This is a genomic window from Brevundimonas sp. PAMC22021 (assembly GCF_019443405.1).
Lineage (GTDB): Bacteria > Pseudomonadota > Alphaproteobacteria > Caulobacterales > Caulobacteraceae > Brevundimonas.
Genome location: NZ_CP080376.1, coordinates 2,301,653 through 2,324,327 on the forward strand (window position 1 = coordinate 2,301,653; position 22,675 = coordinate 2,324,327).

21 protein-coding genes are annotated in these 22,675 nt (G+C 66.7%); 13 read left to right on the top strand and 8 right to left on the bottom strand.

The features are described from left to right. Nucleotides 1-14: 14 nt before the first annotated feature. Nucleotides 15-767 (bottom strand): sulfotransferase domain-containing protein, encoded by a 753-nt coding sequence (locus KY493_RS11410; RefSeq protein ID WP_219896455.1) that lies wholly within the window; start codon nt 765-767, stop codon nt 15-17. Nucleotides 768-995: 228 nt separating this feature from the next. Here KY493_RS11410 and KY493_RS11415 point away from each other — a divergent pair, with 228 nt between their 5' ends. From KY493_RS11415 to KY493_RS11440, 6 genes are all read left to right on the top strand, one after another. Further along, nucleotides 996-2,657, top strand: a complete 1,662-nt coding sequence (locus KY493_RS11415; RefSeq protein ID WP_219896456.1) for a hypothetical protein — start codon at nt 996-998, stop codon at nt 2,655-2,657. A gap of 100 nt (nt 2,658-2,757) precedes the next feature. Next, nucleotides 2,758-3,030, top strand: a complete 273-nt coding sequence (locus tag KY493_RS11420; protein ID WP_219896457.1) for a hypothetical protein — start codon at nt 2,758-2,760, stop codon at nt 3,028-3,030. 5 nt (nt 3,031-3,035) lie between these two features. Next, nucleotides 3,036-4,778, top strand: coding sequence for a GspE/PulE family protein (locus KY493_RS11425; protein WP_219896458.1), 1,743 nt, complete (start codon nt 3,036-3,038; stop codon nt 4,776-4,778). Nucleotides 4,779-4,782: 4 nt separating this feature from the next. Beyond that, nucleotides 4,783-5,457, top strand: a complete 675-nt coding sequence (locus KY493_RS11430) for a class I SAM-dependent methyltransferase (RefSeq protein WP_219896459.1) — start codon at nt 4,783-4,785, stop codon at nt 5,455-5,457. After that, entirely contained in the window at nt 5,454-6,665 is a 1,212-nt protein-coding gene (locus KY493_RS11435) for a type II secretion system F family protein (protein WP_219896460.1), read from the top strand. The genes KY493_RS11430 and KY493_RS11435 overlap by 4 nt, the downstream gene beginning before the upstream one ends. Continuing rightward, nucleotides 6,665-7,084, top strand: a complete 420-nt coding sequence (locus KY493_RS11440; protein WP_219896461.1) for a prepilin-type N-terminal cleavage/methylation domain-containing protein — start codon at nt 6,665-6,667, stop codon at nt 7,082-7,084. The genes KY493_RS11435 and KY493_RS11440 overlap by 1 nt, the downstream gene beginning before the upstream one ends. On the opposite strand, the gene KY493_RS11445 is transcribed toward KY493_RS11440, so the two are convergent. From KY493_RS11445 to KY493_RS11455, 3 genes are all read right to left on the bottom strand, one after another. Continuing rightward, on the bottom strand, nt 7,081-9,435 hold the full coding sequence (locus KY493_RS11445) for a secretin N-terminal domain-containing protein (RefSeq protein WP_219896462.1): 2,355 nt from the start codon (nt 9,433-9,435) through the stop codon (nt 7,081-7,083). The two genes, KY493_RS11440 and KY493_RS11445, sit on opposite strands and share 4 nt — an antisense overlap. A 16-nt stretch (nt 9,436-9,451) precedes the next feature. Beyond that, on the bottom strand, nt 9,452-9,667 hold the full coding sequence (locus KY493_RS11450; protein ID WP_219896463.1) for a hypothetical protein: 216 nt from the start codon (nt 9,665-9,667) through the stop codon (nt 9,452-9,454). 266 nt (nt 9,668-9,933) lie between these two features. Next, nucleotides 9,934-10,608: a hypothetical protein gene (locus tag KY493_RS11455; protein WP_219896464.1), complete on the bottom strand. Its 675-nt coding sequence runs from the start codon at nt 10,606-10,608 to the stop codon at nt 9,934-9,936. A gap of 115 nt (nt 10,609-10,723) precedes the next feature. On the opposite strand from KY493_RS11455, the gene gspG reads away from it, so the two are divergent. Together gspG and KY493_RS11465 are read left to right on the top strand one after the other, a co-directional pair. After that, complete coding sequence (gene gspG, locus KY493_RS11460; RefSeq protein ID WP_255567874.1) at nt 10,724-11,215, top strand: type II secretion system major pseudopilin GspG; 492 nt, start codon at nt 10,724-10,726, stop codon at nt 11,213-11,215. After that, nucleotides 11,187-11,687 (top strand): Tfp pilus assembly protein FimT/FimU, encoded by a 501-nt coding sequence (locus tag KY493_RS11465; protein WP_219896466.1) that lies wholly within the window; start codon nt 11,187-11,189, stop codon nt 11,685-11,687. The genes gspG and KY493_RS11465 overlap by 29 nt, the downstream gene beginning before the upstream one ends. Here KY493_RS11465 and KY493_RS11470 read toward each other — a convergent pair. The 3 genes from KY493_RS11470 to KY493_RS11480 are packed head-to-tail and all read right to left on the bottom strand — an operon-like array spanning nt 11,635 to nt 14,315. Beyond that, a complete protein-coding gene (locus tag KY493_RS11470; protein ID WP_219896467.1) occupies nt 11,635-12,711 on the bottom strand; it encodes a hypothetical protein in 1,077 nt (358 codons plus the stop codon). The two genes, KY493_RS11465 and KY493_RS11470, sit on opposite strands and share 53 nt — an antisense overlap. Beyond that, nucleotides 12,680-13,705, bottom strand: coding sequence for a general secretion pathway protein GspK (locus KY493_RS11475; protein WP_219896468.1), 1,026 nt, complete (start codon nt 13,703-13,705; stop codon nt 12,680-12,682). Before KY493_RS11475 ends, KY493_RS11470 begins: the two co-directional genes overlap by 32 nt. Next, a complete protein-coding gene (locus tag KY493_RS11480) occupies nt 13,692-14,315 on the bottom strand; it encodes a prepilin-type N-terminal cleavage/methylation domain-containing protein (protein WP_219896469.1) in 624 nt (207 codons plus the stop codon). Before KY493_RS11480 ends, KY493_RS11475 begins: the two co-directional genes overlap by 14 nt. 107 nt (nt 14,316-14,422) lie before the next feature. Here KY493_RS11480 and KY493_RS11485 point away from each other — a divergent pair, with 107 nt between their 5' ends. Further along, complete coding sequence (locus KY493_RS11485) at nt 14,423-15,415, top strand: cell wall hydrolase (RefSeq protein WP_219896470.1); 993 nt, start codon at nt 14,423-14,425, stop codon at nt 15,413-15,415. Here KY493_RS11485 and KY493_RS11490 read toward each other — a convergent pair. Further along, a complete protein-coding gene (locus tag KY493_RS11490; RefSeq protein WP_219896471.1) occupies nt 15,355-19,065 on the bottom strand; it encodes a glycosyltransferase in 3,711 nt (1,236 codons plus the stop codon). The two genes, KY493_RS11485 and KY493_RS11490, sit on opposite strands and share 61 nt — an antisense overlap. 194 nt (nt 19,066-19,259) lie before the next feature. Between KY493_RS11490 and rfbC the strand changes: the two genes are divergently transcribed. From rfbC to rfbA, 4 genes are read left to right on the top strand one after another with little or no spacing between them, the layout of a single operon-like run. Continuing rightward, complete coding sequence (rfbC, locus tag KY493_RS11495; RefSeq protein ID WP_219896472.1) at nt 19,260-19,811, top strand: dTDP-4-dehydrorhamnose 3,5-epimerase; 552 nt, start codon at nt 19,260-19,262, stop codon at nt 19,809-19,811. 11 nt (nt 19,812-19,822) lie between these two features. Continuing rightward, nucleotides 19,823-20,878, top strand: a complete 1,056-nt coding sequence (gene rfbB / locus KY493_RS11500; RefSeq protein WP_219896473.1) for a dTDP-glucose 4,6-dehydratase — start codon at nt 19,823-19,825, stop codon at nt 20,876-20,878. Beyond that, a complete protein-coding gene (gene rfbD / locus KY493_RS11505) occupies nt 20,871-21,773 on the top strand; it encodes a dTDP-4-dehydrorhamnose reductase (RefSeq protein WP_219896474.1) in 903 nt (300 codons plus the stop codon). The genes rfbB and rfbD overlap by 8 nt, the downstream gene beginning before the upstream one ends. Next, on the top strand, nt 21,770-22,636 hold the full coding sequence (rfbA, locus tag KY493_RS11510) for a glucose-1-phosphate thymidylyltransferase RfbA (protein ID WP_219896475.1): 867 nt from the start codon (nt 21,770-21,772) through the stop codon (nt 22,634-22,636). The genes rfbD and rfbA overlap by 4 nt, the downstream gene beginning before the upstream one ends. Nucleotides 22,637-22,675: the final 39 nt, after the last annotated feature.

Sequence of the window (22,675 nt, forward strand, 5' to 3'; positions counted from 1 at the left end):
GCGTCGATCATGGTTCAGGCGGCGGTGAGATCGACGCCCGTCAGCGTCGTCAGGCGTTTCAGATCCTCGGCGAACAGATCGTCCAGATAGGCGCGATCCTCGGGGGTGAACACCGCATCGTCAGGAACGGCGCCGACGTTGGCGATCAGGGGATCAATCGCGGGAAACGGGTCCACCCCCAGGAAACGGGCGACCCGTGACAGCACGGCGTCGGGATCGTGTGAAAGGTCCGTCTGTCGCAGAACAAGCATGTTCTCCAGCGGAAACAACGTGGCCAGCGACTGGATCTGGCGCCCGTAATACCCGCGTTCGACATAGCTGGAATGCCGCGCCAGACCCGAGTGTTCACCGTCCTCCAGAACCCGCAAACGCCCGGCGCGGATCGCTTCGCCAAAAGGCAGGTGATCCAGTTCACGCCGGATGTTCATGCGCCAGTGCGACCACGCCCGTTCGGTGGGATGCCGCAGCATGAAGATGAAGCGCATCTCGGGATTGTAGCGAAGGATGCGATGATGAGCCGGTGTCCAGTACAGGCTTATCGGCGTCGCCTCGCCTCTCAGCACATCCTGGCGATCGCTGAACTGGGCGTGTAGCGGCCCATAGTCGGGATCGCGCCAGTTCACCCCCTCTTCGTCGTCGAAGAAGTGCGTCTCCTTTGTCCGCGCCATCTCGAGTTGCGGATGAAATCTCAGATAGGCGTCGAGCGCGGTTGTGCCGCACTTCTGCGCGCCGCCGACAACGAAGAACAAAGAAGGCTGCATGCTCATGAAGGCGTTGCTGTTCCTTTTGCCGCCACAATCCTAGAACACCGTTGTTCTTCCGCGCCTCATCCGTGGCTCGAATCTGTGCAAGCTTCACCGTAACCGAAGAACGGCGACGCTTCGCGAGGACCGAAGCGGAGCTATGGCGCGATTCACATCTTAATGTGACTAAGATGTTAATGTGTTTGCCCTTTTTTGTGGCCAAACATCTCTCACCGAACGTCGAGAGAAAGCTTGACGCCCGAAATCCTCGTCCGCTACAAACGGGCTGCCGTGGACGCAGCCATGCCGCATTTTGGTATGAACTGTGGCCGAAAGGCGTTCAATCGTTGGCTACGTCCACATCCGTTTTCCCTGGGGAAGCTCATCCAAATGACTAAGACCACTCTCCTGACCGCCGCTTCGGCCGTCGCCGTGCTGTTTGCCGGCGCCGCCCAGGCGCACGACGTGCAGTACCGCGCCATCGGCCCGGCTGGCTCGATCACGTCGGCCGACACCAACGCCGCCGCCGGCCCGGGCAACGCCGTCGTAGCTGACCAAGATGCAAACAAGTATGGTCGTTCGCTGGTCGGCCTGTACCTGATCGCCCAGGAATCGCTCGGCGCCAGCCTCGGCGCCGGCACACTGGCCCTGCAGGACCCGCTGACCGCCGGAACCCTGCCGTCGGGCAACAACCTCTACACGATCAGCCTGACCAACGCGACGTTCGGCCGGGCCATCTCGAACGCCGACCTGACCGGCGCGAACTGCACCTCGGTGATCTCGTCGGGCGGCACCGCGACCTCCAGCTCGGTGACCTTCCTGGTTTCGTCGGCGGGCGGCGGCACCTGCGCCGGCTTCACGGAAGTCAACCTGCCGGTTCTGCCGACGGCCGCCGGCACGGTCACCGTGACCACCAACTACACGACCGAAGCCGGTCTTCCGATCGACGGCGGCGCCGACTCGCTTGACGCCATCTATGCGATCGACGCTTTCCAACCCACCGTCAACGCCACCTTCTCGACCGCCAACACCGGTCCGGGCGCCGGCGCCGACACCTTCGCCCAACTGGCTCCCGCCACCGGCAGCACCACGCCGTACACCGCTCTGAGCGGGGACGACGACCTGGGCCGTCTGGCCATCTACGTCGACACGCGCGCCAACCGGACCCTGATCCCGGCCGACCCCAACGCCGCCGTGGCGGACGTCACCAACGCGACCGTCACGGTCACCGGTGACTTCTCGGCCTTCGACGGCGCCGCTGGCGCCGCTGGCAACCCGACCCTGACCTCGGGCGTCGGCGGCGGCGTCCTGCAGGCTGCCCTGTCCGGCAACGTGGCCACTTTCGCGAACGCCCAAGGCAACATCACGCAACTGCTTTCAGCCAAGCCGGCCGGCAGCGTGTTCGAAGTGGTTGCTGACGGCGGCGTGATCCCGGTTTCGGATTACAACGCCGGCATCGCCTTCACCCTGGCGACGGGCTACGCGACCCAGCCGAACGGCGGCGGCGCCTTTGAAACCATCGAGCGTGAAGGCACCAACTTCATCGCGCCGTGGTTCAGCGGTTCTGGCGCTCAAAGCCAGTCGCAAATCCGCATGTCGAGCACGGGTCAAGCTTCGGGCGCAGTCCGCGTCACGGTGACCAACGGCGTGTTCAACTTCAACGGCACGCCGACGACCTTCCCCACCACCACCTGCGCCCAGACCTTCCAGGTTCCGGCCGATGGTGACCTGGTGATCTCGACCGCCACGATGCAGAGCTGCTTCGGCACCTTCACCCGCGGCGACGTTCTGATCACCGTCGAAGGCGCTTCTGCTGGCCTCACAGCCAAGATGCGCAACACCAGCCCTCAGGGCAATTTCGAGACGACCCTGGGTCGTTACTCGGGCTCCAACTACGCCACGATGGGCCAATAAGAGCGATCACCTGATCGATCTGGAAAGGGAGGGCCTCGGCCCTCCCTTTTTTCGTTGTGCCGCCGATGTGCGTCCGGCGAGAATGCGCTATTGAGCGCCCATGTCTTCGAGCCTCGCCCCGATCACGGACCAGACCTTCTTCGACCGCGTCGAGGTGGACGGACAGGTCTTCCGACAGGTCGTCTTCGATGGGGCCGAGCTGGTCTATCGCGGGGGCGTGATGCCGGGCTTCGACCGCTGCCGCTTCCTCGACGTCACCTTCACCTTCGAAGGCGCGGCCGGCGAGACCGTCGGCTTCATGCGCGCCCTGGCCGGCGCGTCGCCGGACCTGCGTCAGGTCATGCGGGACATGCTGCCCGAACTCGCGGACTGACGGCGATGACCGCGCTCGATCCGGCGCCGCTCGCCATCCGCTTTCCCGCCCGGACGCCGACCCCCCGCCGCCTAGGCGAGGTGCTGATCGCGCGCGGCATGATCCGCGAGGCGGACCTGACCAATGCGCTGACGCTGCAGCGGCAGAACGGCGGCCTGCTGGGGCTGAACCTGGTTCGGCTGGGCGCCGTGTCCGAGGCGCAGCTGCTGGACGTGCTGTCCGAACAGCTGGACCTGCCGATCCTGCTGCCAGAGAACAGCCCCCGCCCCGAGCAGGTCGGCGCCTTCCTGTCCGAAATCCGCTCGCCCCTGCACTGGTGGGCCGAGGCCGAGGCCGTGGCGTGGCGCGAGGACGAGACCGGCCGCGTCCTGTGCGCCGGCGTCCAGCCGCTGGAGCCGCGCCTGGGCGAACGCATCGGCCAGGCCGTGGACGAGCCGGTGGTGTTCCTGCTGGCCCAGCGTTCGCTGATCGAGGCCCTGACCCAGGACCTGCACGCCGACGCCTCACCCCTGATGGACGCCGGCATGGGCGGCGGGGCCGACGCCGCGCGCCTGCGCGAACTGGCGCAGGAGGCGCCGGTGATCGACTTCGTCAACGCCGTCTTCGCCGAGGCCCTGACCCGCCGCGCCTCCGACGTGCACGTCGAACCCTATGAGGACCGCTTTCTGGTGCGCATGCGCATCGACGGCGTGCTGACCACCGCCCGCGCCGCGCCCCGCGCCAACTTCGAGGCCGTGGCCTCGCGCATCAAGCTGCTCTCAGGCATGGACATCGGCGAGCGCCGTCTGCCGCAGGACGGCCGCCAGTCGGTGCGCGTGTCCGGCCAGGAGGTGGACCTGCGCGTCTCCACCCTGCCCTGCTCCTGGGGCGAATCGATCGTGCTGCGTCTGCTCGGCAAGACCAGCCGCCTGCCCGAACTGTCCGAACTCGGCGTCGGCGCCGATCAGGAAAGAACCCTGCTGGAGCTGTCGGAACAGCCCAACGGCGTGTTCCTGATCACCGGCCCGACCGGCTCGGGCAAGACCACCACCATTTATCGCCTTCTGACCCATCTGAACGACGGCGAGCGCAAGATCATCACCGTCGAGGACCCGGTCGAGCTGGACCTGCCGGGCGTGATCCAGGTGCGGGTGCGCGCCGACATCGGCCTGACTTTCGCCGCCGGCCTGCGCTCGATCCTGCGCCAGGACCCCGACGTCATCATGGTGGGCGAAATCCGCGACCCGGAGACCGCCCGCATCGCCGTCCAGGCCGCCCTGACCGGCCACCTGGTGATTTCCACCGTCCACACCAACACCGCGCTCGCCGCCGTGCCGCGCCTCCTGGACCTCGGCATCGAGGACTATCTGCTGGCCGATGTGCTGCGCGGCGTGGCGGGCCAGCGCCTGGTGCGCCGCCTGTGCGACTGCGCCCGCCCCTCCACGCCGGAGGAAGCGGCCGTGCACGAACAGTCGATCCCCGCCCACCTGCGCCCGGTCGCCGACGCCGAGCCCGCCGGCTGGCGCGAGCCCGTCGGCTGCCCCCGCTGTGGACAGTCCGGCTTTCGCGGCCGCGTCGGCGCCTATGAGATCGCGCCGGCCTCCCCCACCCTGATCCAGGCCCTGCGCGCCTCCGCCGACGAGGACCAACTGACCGCCATTGCCCGCGAGGACGGTTTTCTCTCCTTCGGCGACGACGCCTTTCTCAAGGCCCGGCGCGGCATGACCACCTTGCATGAAGTGCACAGGATCACCGGAGGGGGCGACTAGAAAGATGCACAGCAACTACTACGATCTTGGCGCCGTTCGGCAATCCGTCGAGGCTAGCAACCACCGCGAAGTGATCGGAGGTCTGTGGGACGAGATCGGCGCGCATCAGATGAGCTTCCTGGTTTCTCAAGGAATGGCGCCGTCAGACCGGCTGCTGGATGTGGGCTGCGGATCGCTGAGACTGGGATCGCGCGCGATCGCATGGCTGGACCCGCATCGATACTACGGCACGGATTTGTCGCCGGATCTGATCGAAGCCGGGCGGCAAAGGGAGCTCGATGACACGCTGCGAGCGAAGGCTCCGAGCGAGCATTTCAGCGTCAGCGATGACTTTGCCTTCAGCTTCCTGGATCACCAGGTCGATCTGGCCATCGCCCAGTCCGTGTTCACCCATTTGCCGCTGAACCATCTGCGTCGCTGCCTGCACACCTTGTCCCCGCACATGAAATCGGGCGGCAAATTCTTTGTCACCTATTTCGACTGTCCCAGCGACGTCGACCTCCATCAGCCGAGGGCGCAGGGCGCGACCGGCATCGTCTCTCACGACATCAGCGATCCGTACCACTACAGGTCATCGGATCTCGCGTGGGCGATCGCGGATTCCCCCTGGACATTGAACGTCATCGGCGATTGGGGACATCCGAGGAATCAACACATGGCGGCGTTCATCCGACATTGACCGGACCTCATCTTCCCTTCGCCTATCAGGCGATCGACCGGTCCGGCGCCGTGTCTCGCGGCGTGCTGAGCGCGCCGGACGAGGCGACGCTGGTCCGGCGCCTGTCGGCGGACGGCCTGACGGTGCTCAAGGTCTCGCCCGCCGCCGCGCCAAAGGGCGACGGCCAGAATCGCGGGCTGAAGCCGGGCGAGCGCGTGCTGGTGCTGCGCCAGCTGGGCCTGATGCTGGAGGCCGGCGTCTCCCTGCTCGAGGCCATGGACACGGTGGCGCAAGGGATGCAGTCCAGAAAGGGCAAGGCCCAGTTCCAGGCCGCCATCGCCGCCCTGCGCCGCGGCGATTCGCTGGGCCAGGCGCTGGAAGAGCACGCGCCCGGCTTTCCCGACTACCTTTACGCCATGGCCCGCGTCGGCGAGGCCTCCGGCCGCATCGCCGAGGTGCTGAAGCAGGCGGCCGAGCAGATGGCCTACGAGGACCGGCTGCGCCGCGACTTCGGCAACGCCATGACCTATCCCGCCTTTCTGCTGACGGCGGGTCTGGGCGCGGTGGCCTTTATCTTCACCCAGGTGGTGCCGCGCTTCGGCGCCATGATCGGCGAGGACCGCAGCCGCGTGCCCGCCATGTCGCGCTGGGTGCTGGCGGCCGGCGAATACGCCAACGCCCACATCGGCCTGGTCGGCATTGTCCTCGGGGCCCTGATCGCTCTGGCCGTCGTCATCGCCACCAATCCCGCCATCAAGGGGCGCGCCTATACCCTGGCTCACGGCCTGCCCGTGGTGGGCGGAGTGATCCAGGCGCGCGAGATCGCGGCCTGGGCCCGCCTGACCTCATTCGCCCTGACCAATGGCGTGCCCATCCTGTCAGCCGTCGCCTTGGCGCGCGCCGCCGTGCCCATCGGCCCATTTCGCCAGGGGCTGAACCAGCTGGACACCGACCTGAAGGCAGGATTGACGCTTGACGCATCCCTGTCGGCGCACACCAAGCTCGAAGCCATGGACCTCAGCCTGCTGCGGGCGGGCCAGCGGTCCGGCGCCGTCGGCTCGATGTTCGGTTTCATGGCCGACAACTACGAGAATCGCCTGCGCGACAGCATGAAGCGCATGACCTCGCTGCTGGAGCCCACGGCCATCGGCGCGATCTCGCTGATCGTCGGCTTTGTCGCCCTGTCGCTGGTTCTGGCGCTGTCCAGCGTCTACGAAGGCGTCGTGTGATGCGGCGCGCCCGCGAGGGCTTCAGCCTGATCGAGGCCCTGATCGCGCTGGCCATCGCCGCCATGACCCTGACGGCGATCTTCGAGCTTCAGCAGCAGATGATTCGCGGGCAACGCCGCGCCGCCGACGCCATGGAGCAGGTCGCGGCCCAGGAGAACGCCCTGGCCCTGACCCGCGACCTCAACCCGCTGGAGCAGCCGGAAGGAACCCTCGAACTGCCTGAAGGCGACACCATCCGCTGGTCGTCGGAGCCACAGACCGAGTTGCGCACCAACGCCGGCTTTCCGACCGGCGACGGCCTGTTCCAGGTTCAGCTGTTCACCGTCACCGTCGAGATCGACCGCCGCAACGGCCGATCGCCCGCCCCGCTGGTGTTCGATCGCATGGGCTGGCGACGTATGACCGGCGAAGACGGTTAGGGCGCCTCGGCCACTGTGGCATCCGTCGTCGGCGTCGCGGTCGTCGCCGGAGGTGCGGTGGTGATGGTAGAGGATGGACCGGGCGCAATCGTCACCGCGGCGGGTTCGATCGTCTCCTCCACAGGGGGCAGCGGTGCGGCCTCGGGACCCGGCAGATCACGTCCTAGCCCCCTGAAACGTGTCCCCAGAGTGAGGGGAGACAGAGTGTACGACCAGCCGCTGCCGGTCCGGAATGCGGCGTTCATGCTCGCGGAGTTGCGATCCACAAACTCCGCCATGTCGTCGTCGCCTCGAACGATCGACGGCGTGATCAGAAGAAGCAGTTCCGTCCGATCCCCTTCGACGCTGTTCGACTGGAAGGCGGAGCCGATTACCGGCAAATCCTTCAGGTAGGGGATGCCCGTATTCACCTTGTTGTAGTTGTTGCCGATGAGTCCGCCCAGAACGCCGGTCCAGCCGTCCTTGATCGCGATCTGCGTCGTCAGGCTGCGGTTCAGGATCGTTGGGCTGGTGATGCCGGGAGGCGAAGCGCCGGCGGACGACAGTTCCTGACTGATGGTGATGTCCACCCGGTCGCCGTAAACCACCGGCGTGACCTCCAGGATCGTGCCCGTCTGGCGGTACTGGACGCTCTGCAGAATGTCCGTGTCGCCGTTGGAGTTGTTGTCCGACGCCCGCTGGGACGTGATGATCGGCACGTCCGTGCCGACCTGGAACCGCGCCGTGCCGCCGCTTCGTGTAACCAGCTGCGGACGCTGCAGGATGTTGATCCTGTCGTTGGATGCGTTTGCCACGATCCTGGCGCGGAACTGGGGTCCGATGAAGGTGAAGACCCCCGCGCCGCCCGACGTCGCCAGAGCCTCCGTCGAGCCTGAAAGAAGTCCGTCGCCCCGCGCTTCCGTGCCGAACAGGCTGACGCCAAGGCTCGTTCGATCGGAAAGGGTGACCTCGGCGATCATGACCTCGATCACCACCTGCGGCGCGGGGGTGTCGAGCGTCGTCAGGAGAGTGCGCAATTGCGCGTAGTCGCCGGCCGTGCCCGTGAAGATGATGCGGTTGCCGATCGGGTCGGTCAGCAGACGCCCGCCGAGGAAGGTTCCCGACGCGCCTTGCGCCGAGGATTGGCCCACGGCCGTCTGTCGGCTCGCCTGGTCCGGCGCCTCCCCGACCCCGATAGCCGGCGTTCCGGGCACGCCCACAGGCGGCTGTGGCTGGCTGGTGGTCGGCGCCTGGCCCATGGCCAGCTGACCCAGGGACTGCGCGTCGGTATTGCGCACATTGTAGACAAAGGTGGTCGCCTTGTCGCCAAGAGCCGCTGGACGATCCAACGTCGCCACCCAGTAGTTCACCCGATCCAGCAGTTCAGGATCCTTGGCGAAGACCAGGATCTGGTTGGCCTGGGGAAACGACAGTATGACGATCGAGCGGCCGGCCAGCGCCTGGCGGCTGACGATATAGCCCTCGGTCGTCAGGGTCTGCTCGAGCGAGCTCGCCAGCGCGTCGGCGGACCAGTAGACCGGCTCGATCCGCAAGACGTCGGCGCCGGCGAAGCGCGGCTGGTCGATCTCACGCAGGGTGCGCACCACCTGCGCCACGTCGCGCGCCGTGCCGGAGATGATCAGGCTGTTGGTCAGGGGATCCGGCGTGACCCGCGCCCCGCCCAGGTTGGGGAAGAGATCGGTCAGCAGCGACTGCAGAACATTCACTTCGATCGTCTGGACGTTGAAGAACTGCACCACCCGCCCGGCGGATGGCGGATTGGAGCGGTCACGAACAATGGCGCTGCCGATGGCGCCGCCTTCGTTGGCGCCCACCGTCACCGCGCCATTGTCGATAAAGACGTCGACCCCGTACTGCCGCAGCGCCTGTTGGGTCAGACGAAACAGGGCGCGCTTGCTGATGGCGCCGCCCGTGCCGCCGGCGATCACCTCGGTACGGCCGGCCACGTCGCCGCTCAGCGCGTAGGGGACCTTCAGCACCCCGCCGAACACGGTGGCGGCGAACTGCGGGATCGACTGGGGCGCCAGGGCCGCATCGACCAGCTCGTCCGAAACCAGGCTTGCGATCTCGGCCTCGGTCGCGGGTTGGCGCTGCGATACCGGCGCGGCCCGTCCAGGGATCGGCAGGCGTTCGGCGCCCCGCCGCTGACCCGCGACCGCGGCGTCCGATCCCCCGGAGACCGCGTCCTCGCCCACGGCGGGCTCCTCCACGGCGCCGGGCGTGCGCGTTGTCGCCGTCATGGTCGGAAAGGCCGCACAGCCGGCCAGAAAAACCATCGGCGCCAGGCAGACCGCAGCCATCAGGGCGGCGCCGCGTCCATGTGAGCGAGCCTGCGTGTCGCGCTTCGACATATCCAACTCCTGCAGCCTAGCCATAGAGACGAACCACGCGCGTCTCGCGGCCCTTCTTCAAAGTCACGGCGTATTCTGAAATTTCGCTGATGCGCCAACCGTCCCCGAAACGGTCGCCAACGGCGATAGACCTGATTTGCGGCCCCGGCGCGGCAGGGTCGCGAACCAGTGCGGTGAGCCCGCCCGTCGCGGGATCCCGTTCGACGCCGCTCAGCGCCTGCTTGAACACCACCGCCACGTCCGGAGGGGGCGGCGGAGGCGGAAGGGGCGGCGGAGGCGGGGGCGGAGGCGGGGGCGCCGGGGGCGGCGGGTCCGATCGAAGCGTGCGCAGGAAGCGCACCGCGGCCGCGGCGCTTTCGCCCGGGCGCAGTACCGGCTGAGTGTCGCTCGATGGTCCGCGGCGTACGGCCGGCGGCTCTTCAGGACGCCCGGGCGACTGCCACCCCAGAACAAAGGCGCACAGCAGAAAGAGCGGCAGGAGAAACGGCATCCACCGCATCAACCGGCGCCCTCTTCCTGTTCAGCCGCGCCGGGCGGCAGGATCACCGGAAACGCCAGTTGAATGCGCACCTTGCCAGCCGCCGGCTGGACGCCGAGCGCCCCTACCGGTTGAACCTGAAACGGCGTCTGCGGGGTGATCTCATAGTTGAAACCGACGACGCGGAAGCCTTCAGGCCAGGCCGAGACCCGATCCATGAAGGCGAAGGTCGGGCTCCAGCGCAGGTCCGCCTGCACCTCCGCGCCCAGCCACTGGGTCGGACCGATGGCCTCGACCTCGCTGTCGGTGGTGATCGAGGTGTTGGTCAGGCCCGCGCCGGCCGCCGCCCTGGCGAGTTGCTGCTCGATGCGCACCTGAGCGACAGCAATGTTCGTGGCTTCGAAGCCCCAGGTCTGCATGTCCTCGATCGCCGTATCGTCCGATGCGGCCGCTTCCACCCGACGAGCCGTAGTCGCCGCCAGCCGCGCGCTGGCGCGCGCCGACAGCGCATCGACATAGCGATCCTCCTGGCGAATGCGCCAGTCCGCCGCCCCGATCGGCGCATAGACCAGAGCGCCAAGCACCAGCACGGCCAGCAGCACGCGTTCACGCGGGGTGGTGCGTTGCAGCCTCTCGATCAGCGCGCGGGTCTGCGTCCGAGCGGACGCTCTGAATCCGGCAATGATGTCCTGCAATCTGGCCCCGCCACGTCCTGAGCGCGCGCTCGTTCACAATCGACGCGCACGCATCCTTCCGCTATAGCAGCCCGCGGGCTGTGGTAATAGCTCCATGGTTACAAGGGCGTCCGCTTTGTCCAATCGCATATTGAACCGTTTCCGCCGCTCCTTGCGCCGCGAGGTCGCCGAGCGAGAGGGCTTCAGCCTGCTCGAGATCCTGGTGGTCCTCGCCATCATCGCCATGCTGGCCGCCGTGGTCGGTCCGCGGCTTTTCGCCCAGTTGGACCGGTCCAAGACCACCACCGCGCGCCTGCAGATCCGCTCGATCGAAGCGGCCCTGGAAACCATGCGCCTGGACATCGGCCGGCTGCCGAGCCAACAGGAAGGCCTGGCCTTGCTGATGCAGGGCGATCCCGAGCAGGTGGCGGGCTGGTCGGGCCCCTATCTGGACAAGGCTCTGCCGTCCGACCCCTGGAACCGGCCCTACATCTATGCGCCGCCGAGCGCCGAGGCGGACGGCACGCCGGGCGCGCCCGAGAACCGCGCCAGTGTCGCGAGCTACGGCGCGGACGGTCAGGAAGGCGGCCAGGGCGCCAATGCCGACATCACCTCCGACCAACGCTAGGATCGCCCGCCGGGGCTTTTCGCTGATCGAAATCCTGGTGGTGCTGGCGATCTTCGCCATGAGCGCTGCGGTGATCATGCCCAGCACCTCGCGCATGCTGGATCAGGCGAGCTCGCACGCGGTGTTCTTCGAGTTCCAGAAGCAGATTTCGGACTTTCGCCGGGAGGCGAACCGCACCGGCGTCGCCCTGCGCGTCGCCGACCCCGAGGCGGCGCTGGCGACCAACCGGGTCGGGGCCGGATCGCTTGAGCCGGAGACCGACGCATCACGCACCGTCACCCTGCGCTCGCCTTGGCGCTACACCCTGGCGCCGGCGCTGGACATCGAGGCGGGCGGCGCCTGTTCGGCGGCCACGGCGAACCTGATCAACGGCGATCGAGTGGTGATGACGCTGAGAACGGCTGAGGGCGACTGCCGCTTCATCCGCTTGCAGACAGGGGCGGCGCCGCCTCGCGCGTCTTCATCTCAATGACCAGGCGCTGGTTCGGCGCGTCGGTGCGCGGCCGTATGTCGTAGAAGTAGCCGGACTCTTCGAAGTCCGCGATCAGGCTGTCCGCTAGGGACACCGCGCTGTACGGAAGCGTCAGAGTGAGCGCCTGCCCCTCCGCCTCGAGCGCCGTCGGCGTCAGATCATGAAAGGCGACAATGCCGATCGCGGCGCCGGCGGCGCTGAGAGGATTGGTCTGCGCCTCGATTTCCGCATAGGCGGCCAGCTTGCGACGATCGCCTTCCAATCCGCCCATACTCGCTGCGCGCGGCGTCGCCGCCTGGATTTCTGCGGTTTCCTTCTCGATCTGCTCGCTGTCGGATGACAGGCGCATGCCTTGCCCGACAAGGAACAGACTTGTTCCGATCGCCGCCAGCGCGACCACGGCGGCGCCCGCGCCCAGAAGCTGCTCGCGAGTGAAATCCGACGCGGCGACGGCGAACACCGGTGCGTTGAATGCGATCGGCAGGGGCTGGGGAGCCGGCGGCGTTTCCGGCGCATCCTCGGCGCCGCGCTGCAAGCGGGTGAACGCGGCCCACGCCGGGACATCGAAGCGTTCGCGCCGCCAGGCCGAGGCGACCAGTCTCCCCTCGCGCCAGAGCTGCGCCTCGAAGCCCTGTTCCAGGCGCACGATGCGCCAGCCGACGCCCGCGGGCTGCGCCAGGGTTTCCGGCCGGACCACCAGCTTGGCGGCCCCGTGCCGCGCCTGAACAAGCGCATCCACACGCTCGGCGTCCCACCACCAGATGCCGAAGTCGCCGCCGCTCTTCACCATGGTGGAGGCGCTGACCAGATAGGGCGAGCCGGTGCGCGCGTGCAGGCGCGCCGCCTGGGCGCGCCGCCCCCGCGGCAGGTTGGCGGCTTCAAACAGGCTGAACGTCGCCAGGTCGCGCGCCAGCAGAACAACAGGCGGCCGAAGCCGGCCGCTTGGACCGCCGGCGTGAACGGTGGTCCAGCGCCCATCGGCGGACAGCCGCTCAACGCGGGGCGTAAGGAAATCGAACTGCATTGGACAAATCAGCCACGGCTCGCCCCGGAGCCTCTCTCAACTCAGTCTGGTCGATCCACACCGGCCGCTCAAGCCCGGATGGTGTAAGGGTAATACGGGCGCGGTACACCCACGCGGACCGGCTGTCGGCCAGCGTCAGGAGCACCCGACCGGATGGGTAGGTGTAGAACCCCTCTCCGCTGGTGTCCGGCAGGCCCGTGGCGGCGGCGAAGGCGGAAAAGGACTGAAAGGGCTGCTGTTCTCTCGCACGGATCGCCGCTTCCGCCTGAGCAGGCGTTGCGCCGTAGAGAATGTGCAGCGCCTGCGCCGAGGCCGTGTTCACATTCTCGCTCGGGGACGTGGGATCCATCGCCAGGTCGGACCGAAGGCGTCGCCACGCATCCGGCTTCACCCGTCCACGCAAGCCCAGCAACGACAGCCATTCGTCCGGCCGACGCATGACTCGGTTGGCCGGGCCGCCTGCGCCATAACTGCTGGCCTCCGCCCCATTCGGCAGTTCCAGATCGTCCTGGTCGATGTAGTCGCGATAGAGCGGGATCAACGTCCGCGTTGATCGCTCGTCGACGCCCAGCGCCTCGCCGAGCCGCTGGTGGCCGGCGTCAGTCAGATAGGGGATGTTGATCATGCCCGCCTGATCGCGCAGCGTGATCAACAAATCCTCGCCGTCGGCCTGGTAGCCTCGCCCGTCCAGTCGCACGGGTTCGCCGGAGGTATCGGACAAGCCCAGGAACATGTCGTCGTAAATCCGCGGCGCACCGGTGTTGAAGCCCGTCGGCGCCGTCGGCTCTGTCGCGGCCATGTAGGCGATCATCGCCTCGGCGGTCATTGCTCGCGTCATGAAGCGCATGCGAGCACGCGCCGAAGCCGCTTCGGCCGTCAGACTGCTCAGCGCCGTCATCGCCACCAGAAAGATCAGGGTGACCACGCCGGTGACCGCCAGAACGGCCGGCAGGGCGAAGCCGAGCCTCTCCGGCGCGCGGCTAGAACGGATCATCAAACCGGATCCAGCTCTCGGGTCGGCCAGACCCGGCGGCGTCCAGCACGTCGATCGCGCCGCCCTGAAAGCGCACAAACAGTCGCACGGAGCGCATCTGCCCGTCGTTGAAGGCGCCGGTTCGTTCGGCCGGCTCGAACCCGTCGGACCAGGTCACCCCGTCTGTCGAATAGGACAGCCGGGCGGAGGGATCGCTGGTCGTGATCAACGTCGCCGTTCGGCCGTCGATCTCGCAGCTCAGCACGCCCTGTCCATTCTGACGCTGCACTGAAAGGGTCATCCGGCCAGCCCAGCCGACGGGTGCGCACTGTGTCGCACGCTCGGTCACCACATCGACCTCCAGGCGATCCGCTCGCGCAAGGACGGGACGATCAATGACGGCGTTGAACGTCTCCGGCGGGCGCAGGGCGATGCTGCGGATCAGGCTGCGCGCATCGCTGATCGAGACATCAAGGTCAGCGGCCGACATCGCGCGCCGACCCAGGCTGAAGCCTGTATCGCCGGCCTTGACCCCGATGGAGAAGATAATGGCCAACGCCATTCCGCCGATGGCCAACACCACCAGCGCCTCGATCAACGAGAACCCAGGCCGCGCGCTTCGCTCGTGCATCCGGCGCTAGTAGTCCGTTCAGCACTCCGCGCCAATGCTATCGCTGCGGCCACGCTTGCCAATATGGCGGCATTTGGTATCTCGCAGGGGAAATCGGGGACGCGGGGATGCGGGCGACCACCTCAGTCATGTTTGCCGGCGGCTTGGCGCTCGTCCTGTGGGGCGGGGTGAGCGGCGGCGCCTTGCTGGCCCGCGCCGAGCCGGGGCCGGCGAAAGCGCCGACAAAGGTCGAGCAACCTCTTGTCGCGCCGATCCCGACGGATGCGGATCGACGCGCCGAACTCAACGCCCGCATGCAGGCGATGCTGGCCCAGGGCAAGGGCGGGCGCCTGAAGGACGCCCCGCCACCGTCTCGCGCCGGATCAGCGCCGCGCACCGTAAGTTCCGTCAGACCAGTCCGAGCGTCCACAAGTTCTGGAGCCGCCATCCGTTCGGCGGTTCTGCCCCTCAACGAACCGGCATCCAGCATTGTTCCGCCGGCCTACGATCCCAGCCGGGCGCCTGTTGTAAGCGGCCGGGGCTACACGCCGCCGCGCCTGGACCTCAAGCGGATGCCGATCGTGCCGACCAACCCGGTCGAGTGCCTGACTCAGGCCATCTACTATGAAGCCCGCAACGAGAGCGAAGAGGGGCAGGCTGCCGTCGCCGAGGTGGTGCTGAACCGCGCGCACAGCGGCCGCTATCCTCGGGACGTCTGTCAGGTCGTGTATCAGCGCAACACCCGCACCTGCCAGTTCACCTTCACCTGCGACGGTTCGATCGGGCGTTCGTCTATCAACATGACGGCGTGGTCGCGCGCCGAGCGCATTGCGCGCGGCGTCTATGCGGGAGAGTCGAAGTCGCTGCTGCCGCGCAGCTCGGTCAACTACCACGCCAACTACGTCCGCCCCACCTGGTCGCGCAGGCTGGCCCGCGTCCGTCAGATCGGCGCGCACATCTTCTACGGCTCGCCGATGAACGGCGGCGTGACGCCCGGGGCGGCGCCCTCGCCGCCGCCCCGCAGCCTGCTGTTCGTCAAGAACGACGCCATTGAGCGGGCCTATGCTCTGCTGACCGGACGATCCGCTTCATCCTCGGATCTGGCGAAAAACGTCTCATAAACGCCGGTGAGGGTTTGGGCCTGCTCACGAGACGACCAGACCGCGGGGTTACGCGGCGCCGGCGCCAAATACCGCTCTGGATCGTCGTTGATGGCCTGCAAGACATCGGCCAGGCCCTGCGGCGATGAGACGTCGATCACGAAACCGTCCACGCCCGGTCGAACGTCCTCGCCGATGGCTCCGCGATCGCTGGTGACGACCCACACGCCCGCCGCGTTCGCCTCGCGCGTGACAAGCCCAAAACTTTCCGTACAGGCCGACGGCGCCAGGAGCACGTCGATTCCGGCGTAAAGGTCGGAAATCTCGCCCTGAGGAACACGCCCGGCCAGTCGCACCGGCGTCTTGCCCCAGACATCGTCGGTAAACTGATGTTGGGATCGTCCATGGGACAGGGCCAGAAGCTCCAGCCGATCGTAGGCGCCCTGCCGGAGAACAGATTCCACAAGGTCAAAGCCCTTGTGTGGGGATGTGTCGCCGATGTGAGCCAACCGCACCCGTCCGCTTTCGGACGGTCGTCTGGCGAGGATGGGCAGATCGGACAAGCCGTTGCTCAGCGCCTCCGCCTGATCAAAGCCCGCCTCTCGATACAGTTCGGCGAAGCGGCGCGACGGAGCGAATATCCTGCGGGCGCCGTCCAAGGCCTGACGTAGATGTCCAAGGCGATGCAGCGTCTGTGTCAGCGTCACTGGGGCGCGCGATCCAAGACGGAGTTCGTCCCCCGGGGTCCGCATCCTCGCCTGTTCGTCGAACAGGAACTGGTAGTCCGACAGCCACCAACCATCATGGACGCTGACGAAGTAGGGCACGCCCTCCTCGGTGCAAACATCCACAATGGAGGCGGTCAGTCGCTGGACGCAGTGGAAATGGACCAGGTCGGGCTGGAACGTTGCCAGCACCTGCCTGAACCAGTCAGCCATCTTCTTGTCGACGGGCTTCCAGTCGAGGTTGTCCTCCAACGGAGGCGCGATCCGGAATATTGGGGCGCCTCGGTAGGAATCGTTGCGAGCGCGATACTCTGGACGTGCGTCGTAGTCGGTCGCGGCCACGGCGAAATCGAAGGCGCCGGATTGGAGCAGATGCTCCAGGTTGTCCGCCACCACGCGCGTGGCTCCGCCAATCGATTGCGGTGGAAAGAACACATTGACCAGAAGGATGCGCTTCTTTGCCTCGCCTTCGACAGCGGCGGCCAGCGCGGGCTGCAGAGCCTCTGACAGAGCCTGGGCCGACGCCTCGACGCTGTATCGGCTCAGCGCCGCCTGCCGAGCGGCGCTGCCGATTTCAGCACGCAAGGATGCGTTGGTCACCAGCTGCTCCAGCGCCCGCTCCCAGTCTTGAGGCGTCTCGGCGAGAAGGCCGGTGACGCCGTGCTCGACCACTTCGCGGTAGGTTTCGGTGGCGCTGAGCACCGAGGGAATGGAGAGGATGGCCGCCTCCAACCACTTGATCTCGCTTTTGCAATCGGCCATCGCGCCTGGCGCGAGCACGGCGAGATTGATGTCGCACTCCGCCAACAGGGCCCAATAGGCGCGAGGATCGCGCAAAAGTTCCACCTGGATCACCCGCTCGCCGTAGGCGCTGAAGGCGTCGCCAAGATCCAGGTGGCCGATGATGCAGAGCTCAACCTCGGGATGGCGGTCCATGACGGCGCGCAGGGCGTCGCCGGCCATGTCATGGAAATCCTGGTTATGCGCCAGCGTCGCCGAGCCATAGACGATGCGAATCCGGCCCGGCGGCTTCGCCCGAGTGGACAGCGGCGCCTCCAGACCCAGATTGCGCGGATCTAGGCCGTTGCGCAGGACAAAGCTGCGCCGATTGCGCACTTCTCGCTCCATTCGACGCGCCAGCGGCGTGGTCGAGGCCAGCGCGAAGTCGCAAAGCCGCATCGCCGAACGGTACAGCGTGGTTCCGTAGATCAGGCCTTGATAGACGTCCCAGCTGATCTGACCCTGGAACGATGCGAAGGGGTCCGGATAGTCAGTCGGGTCGAAGATCAGGTCGTCGATTTCATAATAGGTGGCGACGCCCTGCGATCGCGCCGACAGAATCGCCTTCACGACGCCGGGGAAGGCGGGCACGCGGTAGAAGAAGGCGGCGCAGGCGTCTGGAAGCGCGGCCAGGAACTCACCGGTGTCCGTCCAATCGAAGATTTCCGCCTCGTAACCCGCCGCCTCGAGCACATACCGCTTCTGCTCGACCCGGTAATGGGTGCACTGAGGCAGGCTCTGGTTGGCGAGGATGACGACCTTGCGCTTGCGTCGCGGCAAGGTCGCGGGAAGATCGAGTCCGCGCGACCAGGCGTCCGCCGTCCAAGAAACAACGCCCTCAAGAAGCGCATCCCCCTCGGGTCGCTGTTCCGCGGCGTACAACGCCCGCGCCCGAACCGTGGCGTCCTCGAACTTGGCCGAGACAACCTTGTCCAGCATGGCCAGCCAGGGCTGATCGCCCCCATAGGCGTCCTTGTTGGACAGCAGCATTTCCAGGGCGCCGTCGGAGTCGCTGATCTTGACGGCGCACTCGGCGCCGAGCACGACGGACCAAAGGGTTGATCGTCCGCTCCGGTGAAAGCTGCGATAGTGCGACAACGCGGCGCTCGACTGGCCCGCCCGGTGACAGGCGTCTCCCATCGCATGGCTGACCTCTGGGTCATCGACGCCCAAGGCGACGGCGCGTTCAAGACAGGCCAGCGCCGTGTGCGGATCGCCACGGCTGGAGCGCAGCTTCGCCATGGCCAGCAGAAACACGCCCGCGCCTTCGGACAGCAAAGGCCATTCGGCAGGCTCCTCCGCGGAAGACGCGATCAGATGCGACAAGGCCGTCCAGCGATTTTGTTCGACGGTCTGATCCAACCGGCCGGCTGCATAAGCCTTCCAGACAAGAGCGGCGGGATATTGCGACAGTTCGAGTCCGCTGCGCCTCAGCCATTCGGCGCCATCGCCCGGCTCGCCGGTCTCCAGCCCCTTGAAGAGCCAATGCCTGTAAGCCCGCTCGGGAGGCGACGAAGCCAGAAGCGGGTGAATCTCGTGATAGAAGTCCGGGTCGAACCGGGTCGAAAAGCTGAAGGGCGCGAGCCGTTTGACGCCCTCATCCAGGAAGCGGGCGACGGCGCGCGGACCTTCAATCATCTCGCCGAGCCAATGGAAGTTCAACAGCGAGAAGGCGCGATCCGAAAATGCGTCCAGCCAGACCCGGCCCGCGACGCCATACGCCTCCAGCATGGCGTCAAGCGAGCGGTGAATGTCCGGCCGCCCCTCGTGAGCGCGAAAATGCCGACCCACAGCCTGGAGATTGAACGGCTGGTCGTGGAGGTACATGCGCCAGTAAAAGTCGGGATCGAGTTCGGTGAACCGACGCTTTTCGCCTTTGCCGTGACGAATATAGTGCAGACAAGCCTCCCAGTCGTCGGCGGCTGCGGCCGCGACGTCCGGGTTCAGGCGTTGATACTCTCCAGCGGAGAACAGCGTGGGCAAATCGACGCCAAGCGGACTGTCCTCGAAACGCGCCTCCGCCGAGGGGCGCCGCCCCTCGAAGCGGCCGTGGCTGTTGAAGTGCGCCTTCGCATCCGCATCACGAAGCTGTCGAAGGTCGGGGTAACGTCGGCGGTAATAGTCCGCGTCGAACCTCGGGCTGTCGTCCGTGTTCCTGTGCTTCACCCAAGCCTCCTTCGCGGTCGCGCGGGTATGGCAAGAAACGTCGTCTTCTCGCAACCTCAGACGCATGATGAGCGGCGCAAACGCGGGGCATCGCGCAGGACCGGGACGGCGATCGGGTTGTAAACCCCACCCCCCCACGTTAAGCGGAGCGGGTTGAAGAAGGACAGTCCGCCTTGCCATCAAAGCCGATCCTGATGCGACCGCGACGCTTCGGCGATGCGCGCGGCTGGTTCATGGAGACCTACTCCGAGGGTTCAGCGGCGGCGCAAGACATCCATGTCCGGTTTGTTCAGGACAACCAGTCCTTTTCGGCGGCTTCCGGCACGGTGCGCGGACTGCATTTCCAGCGGCCACCGCACGCCCAGGCCAAGCTGGTGCGCTGTGTCCGGGGCTCCATCATGGACTATGCCGTCGATGTCCGCCGCGGATCTCCCACCTATGGGCAGCATGTCGCAGCCAAGCTGACGGCCGAGGGCGGCGAGCAGTTGTTCGTGCCGATCGGCTTCGCCCACGGCTTTGTCACCCTCGAGCCAAATACAGAGATCGCCTACAAGGTGTCGGACGTCTATGCGCCGGACTGCGACGGCGGCTTGGTTTGGAATGACCCGTCCATCGGCATCGATTGGCCGTTGCCGGCCTCGGGCGCCGTGTTGTCGGACAAAGACAGGGTTCTGCCGACCTTGGCCCAGTTCCACAGCCCCTTTGAATATGACGGTCAGGCGCTAGAGCCGCTGTCCGCGCTCTGACGGAGACGATCATGCGCATCCTGGTCACCGGCGGGGCCGGCTTTATCGGCTCGGCGCTCGTGCGGCGACTGATCCGGCACAGCGATCATGAAGTCTTGGTCTTCGACAAGCTGACCTATGCGGGCGTCCTGAGTTCGCTCGACCCTGTCTCCTCAAGCGATCGCTACCGCTTCATCCAGGCCGATATCTGCGACGCCGACGCCGTCGCTCGAGCCTTTCGCGACTTCGCACCGGAGGTGGTCGCCCACCTCGCGGCGGAGAGCCACGTGGACCGTTCGATCGACGGGCCCGGCGCCTTTGTTCAGACCAACGTGGTCGGGACATTCGTGATGCTGAGCCAGGCGCTTGCCTACTGGCGCGGCCTGGATGAGGCGGCCAGGTCCGCCTTTCGTTTCCACCACATTTCCACTGACGAAGTGTTCGGCTCGCTCGGCGAGGACGGCTTCTTCACCGAGACCACGCCCTACGATCCGCGGTCGCCCTATTCGGCGTCCAAGGCCGGATCGGACCACCTGGTGCGGGCCTGGGGCCACACCTACGGTTTGCCGGTGCTGGTGACCAACTGCTCCAACAACTACGGCCCCTTTCATTTTCCCGAGAAGCTGATCCCGCTGATCATCATCCGCGCCCTGAACGGCGAGCCCCTGCCGGTCTATGGCGACGGGTCGAACGTGCGCGACTGGCTGTTCGTCGACGACCACGCCCGGGCGTTGCAGGCCGTCTTCGAGACCGGAAAGCCGGGCGAGACCTACAATGTCGGCGGCAACGCCGAACGAAAGAACATCGAGGTGGTGACGGCAATCTGTTCGATCCTGGACCGGCTGCGCCCCAAGGCCGAGGGCCGATACGCCGACCAGATCACCTATGTCACCGATCGTCCGGGGCACGACCATCGCTACGCCATCGACGCCGCCAAGATCCGCGCCGATCTCGGCTGGACGCCGTCGGTGACCTTCGAACAGGGCATCGAACAGACCGTGGCCTGGTATCTGGAGAACCAGTCCTGGTGGCGGGACATCCTCGACGCCCGCTATTCGACCCAGCGTCTCGGCGTGGCCCATGGCTGATCCCGTCCATATCCTGATCACCGGGGGGGCCGGTCAGGTCGGTCTGGAGCTTCAGGCGGCCGACTGGCCTGAGGGCGTCGTCTTGCATGCTCCGACGCGAGCCGAACTGAATCTGGCGGACGCGGCCTCGGTCAAGGCCGCCTTCGCCGCCACACCCTTCGCCGCCGTGATCAACTCCGGCGCCCATACGGCCGTGGACAAGGCCGAGGCGGAGGTCGCGGCCGCCTTCGCCGCCAACGCCATGGGCCCCGCGGTGCTGGCCGACGCCACACGCGAGGCGGGCGTTCCGCTGATCCAGGTTTCCACCGACTATGTGTTCGATGGCGAAAAGGACGGCCTCTATGTAGAGACCGATCCCGTGGGGCCCCTGGGCGTCTACGGAGCCTCCAAGCTGGCGGGGGAACTGGCGGTCAGGAACGGCAATCCCCGCTCTGTCGTGCTCCGCACCGCCTGGGTGCTGAGCGTGCACCGGGCGAACTTCCTCAAGACGATGCTGCGCCTCGCCGCCGACCGACCGGCGCTGCGGGTTGTCGAGGACCAGCGGGGATGCCCCACCTCGGCCCGCGACATCGCCGCCGCCCTCAAGGTGATCACGCTGCGGATGATCGACGATCCGGACGCTCCCACCGGCGTCTACCATTTCGTCAATGCAGGCGAGACGAACTGGGCCGGGTTGGCGCGGGAAATCTTCGCCCTCAGCGCCGCTTCCGCCGGGCCGTCCGCGACGGTCGAGGGCATACCGTCCTCCGCCTATCCCACGCCGGCGCGTCGCCCGTCGAACTCGAGGCTGTCGAGCGAGAAGCTTACCCGCCACTACGGCGTCGCGCCCCGCAGCTGGCAGGACGCCGTCGCCGAGATCGTGACCGAACTGAACGCCGAAAGGACTGCGGCATGAAGGGCATCATCCTGGCCGGCGGATCGGGCACGCGCCTGCATCCCATGACGCTGGTCACGTCGAAGCAGCTGATGCCGGTCTATGACAAGCCGATGATCTACTATCCGCTGTCGACGCTGATGCTCGCGGGAATACGGGAGGTGCTGATCATCTCCACCCCGCGCGACACGCCCAACTTCCAGGCCCTGCTGGGGGACGGCTCTCAATGGGGCATGGAGATTCAGTACGCCGTACAGCCCAGCCCCGACGGCCTCGCGCAGGCCTATGTCATCGGCGCGGATTTCGTCGGAAACAGCCCCTCGGCGCTGATCCTGGGCGACAACATCTTCTACGGCCACGGCATCACCGACCTGTTCACCAGCGCCATGAGCCGCCCGGACGGCGCGACGGTGTTCGCCTATCACGTCAACGATCCGGAACGCTACGGCGTGGTCGAGTTCGACGCCGAGATGCGCGCGCTGTCCATAGAGGAAAAGCCCGCCGCGCCGCGCTCGCAGTGGGCGGTAACCGGCCTCTACTTCTACGATGCGGAGGTGGTCGACATCGCCAAGGCGCTCAAGCCCTCATCCAGAGGCGAGCTGGAGATCACCGACGTCAACAAGGCCTACCTCGAGCGCGGCGATCTCTCGGTCGAGATCATGGGACGCGGTTATGCCTGGCTCGACACCGGCACGCCCGACAGCATGCTGGAAGCGGCCGAGTTCGTCCGAGTTCTCGAAAAGCGTCAGGGCTTCAAGATCGCCTGCCCCGAAGAGGTGGCGTTCCAGAAAGGCTTCATCAACGCCGATCGGCTGGAAGAACTGTCCGCCCGCTTGGGCAAGAGCTCATACGGCGCCTATCTGTCGCGGCTGAAGAGCCGGTAAGCGGGCCGCGCCTACGCTGATCGACCCCGCTTGAACGCG

Bases quoted from the DNA above. Each gene is read 5' to 3' on its own strand.
- KY493_RS11425 (WP_219896458.1), top strand. From the start codon at position 3,036: ATGACCGCGCTCGATCCGGCGCCGCTCGCCATCCGCTTTCCCGCCCGG.
- rfbD (WP_219896474.1), top strand. From the start codon at position 20,871: ATGGCTGATCCCGTCCATATCCTGATCACCGGGGGGGCCGGTCAGGTC.
- rfbC (WP_219896472.1), top strand. From the start codon at position 19,260: ATGCGACCGCGACGCTTCGGCGATGCGCGCGGCTGGTTCATGGAGACC.
- KY493_RS11470 (WP_219896467.1), bottom strand. From the start codon at position 12,711: ATGCAGTTCGATTTCCTTACGCCCCGCGTTGAGCGGCTGTCCGCCGAT.
- rfbA (WP_219896475.1), top strand. From the start codon at position 21,770: ATGAAGGGCATCATCCTGGCCGGCGGATCGGGCACGCGCCTGCATCCC.
- rfbB (WP_219896473.1), top strand. From the start codon at position 19,823: ATGCGCATCCTGGTCACCGGCGGGGCCGGCTTTATCGGCTCGGCGCTC.
- KY493_RS11475 (WP_219896468.1), bottom strand. From the start codon at position 13,705: ATGATCCGTTCTAGCCGCGCGCCGGAGAGGCTCGGCTTCGCCCTGCCG.
- KY493_RS11445 (WP_219896462.1), bottom strand. From the start codon at position 9,435: ATGTCGAAGCGCGACACGCAGGCTCGCTCACATGGACGCGGCGCCGCC.
- KY493_RS11485 (WP_219896470.1), top strand. From the start codon at position 14,423: ATGCGGGCGACCACCTCAGTCATGTTTGCCGGCGGCTTGGCGCTCGTC.
- KY493_RS11430 (WP_219896459.1), top strand. From the start codon at position 4,783: ATGCACAGCAACTACTACGATCTTGGCGCCGTTCGGCAATCCGTCGAG.
- KY493_RS11440 (WP_219896461.1), top strand. From the start codon at position 6,665: ATGCGGCGCGCCCGCGAGGGCTTCAGCCTGATCGAGGCCCTGATCGCG.
- KY493_RS11410 (WP_219896455.1), bottom strand. From the start codon at position 767: ATGAGCATGCAGCCTTCTTTGTTCTTCGTTGTCGGCGGCGCGCAGAAG.
- KY493_RS11465 (WP_219896466.1), top strand. From the start codon at position 11,187: ATGCCGACATCACCTCCGACCAACGCTAGGATCGCCCGCCGGGGCTTT.
- KY493_RS11480 (WP_219896469.1), bottom strand. From the start codon at position 14,315: ATGCACGAGCGAAGCGCGCGGCCTGGGTTCTCGTTGATCGAGGCGCTG.
- KY493_RS11420 (WP_219896457.1), top strand. From the start codon at position 2,758: ATGTCTTCGAGCCTCGCCCCGATCACGGACCAGACCTTCTTCGACCGC.